Source organism: Spirosoma sp. 48-14, from assembly GCF_001898575.1.
GTDB lineage: Bacteria > Bacteroidota > Bacteroidia > Cytophagales > Spirosomataceae > Spirosoma.
Genome location: NZ_MKUD01000071.1, coordinates 1 through 1,452 on the forward strand (window position 1 = coordinate 1; position 1,452 = coordinate 1,452).

A 1,452-nucleotide genomic window follows, 5' to 3' on the forward strand; every position below is an offset into this window, starting at 1 on the left:
TACAGTTCTTTCAGCCCTTACGGAACCAGGCGGTTGAAGTGCCAGCCACCCATATCGAAAGGGTGTACACCGTACCCCAAAACGTAAAGGCTATCCTTGTTCAATCCTGTTACGACTGTCATAGCAACAACACCCGCTATCCGTGGTACAGCCGTATCCAACCCGGAGCATGGTATATGGCAGAACATATCAAAAATGGCAAAGAGGAACTCAACTTTAGTGACTTTGGCGAATACTCTGCCCGCAGGCAGCGAAATAAATTCAGGGCTATGGCCGGGCAAGTTAAGGACGGGGAAATGCCATTGTCGTCATATACACTAATTCATCGTAATGCAGTTTTATCAAATGATGATAGACAGGTGTTGTTAGAATGGTTTGGAAAAATGGAAGATAGCATTAAATAAATTTAAAAATAATGAATAAATATAATCAGATACCGATAAGAATATTGCAAACAATATTGATATTTCTTTGCACACAAACATTATTCGCACAGAAAGTAGTGCGTTACGAGCTGTATGTAAAAGATACACTTGTCAACTATGCAGGTAAGCAAAAAAGGGCGATTGCCGTAAACGGGCAAATCCCCATGCCCACCCTTACCTTTACCGAGGGCGACACTGCCGAAATAGTGGTGCACAACCAATTGAAAGAAAGCACATCACTGCACTGGCATGGTGTGTTCCTGCCCAATAAAGAAGACGGTGTGCCCTGGCTTACGCAAAAGCCCATCGCACCGGGTACAACCTACACCTACCGTTTTCCGATTATCCAGCATGGCACGCACTGGTATCATTCGCACTCAGGCTTGCAGGAGCAGATAGGCATGTACGGTAGTTTTATCATGAAAAAAAGAGGCGACGATAAAACCTTTAGAAAAGGAATTGACGATTTGCCGACCGTCCCGATTATATTAAGTGAGTGGACAAATCTTAACCCGGATAACATCAACCGTATGCTACACAATGCAAATGATTGGGCGGCCATTAAGAAAGGTGCTACGCAATCGTACGTTGAAGCTATTAAGGAGGGAAAATTAGGCGTAAAGGTAAAAAATGAGTGGAAACGGATGCTGGCGATGGATGTCAGTGATGTTTACTATGATAAAATCCTAATAAATGGTAGCCATAGCACCGATTTGAAAACAATTGGTGGTAAAAAGCTAAAAGCAGGTGACAAAGTCAGATTACGCGTTTCCAATGGCGGGGCGTCTTCGTATTTCTGGCTAAGATATGCTGGAGGGAAAATTACAGTAGTAGCGAATGATGGAAATGATGTTGAGCCTGTAGAAGTGGATAGATTAATCATTGCAGTTTCTGAAACTTACGATATTGTAGTGACTATCCCTCAAGATGGTTTAGCCTATGAGTTTTTAGCAACAACCGAAGACAGGACACAATCTGCGAGTTACTTTATAGGTGATGGGGTCAAACAGCTTATTTCTCCACTCCC

At 43.0% G+C, this 1,452-nt stretch carries 2 protein-coding genes; both read left to right on the forward strand.

Annotated features, from left to right (window positions below; all coding sequences use genetic code 11):
• A partial coding sequence (locus tag BGO59_RS30290) for a heme-binding domain-containing protein (RefSeq protein ID WP_293690463.1) occupies nucleotides 1-404 on the forward strand: 404 nt, incomplete at its 5' end.
• Nucleotides 405-415: 11 nt separating this feature from the next.
• Nucleotides 416-1,452: multicopper oxidase domain-containing protein (locus BGO59_RS30295; RefSeq protein ID WP_293690465.1), on the forward strand; the 1,037-nt coding region annotated here is incomplete at its 3' end.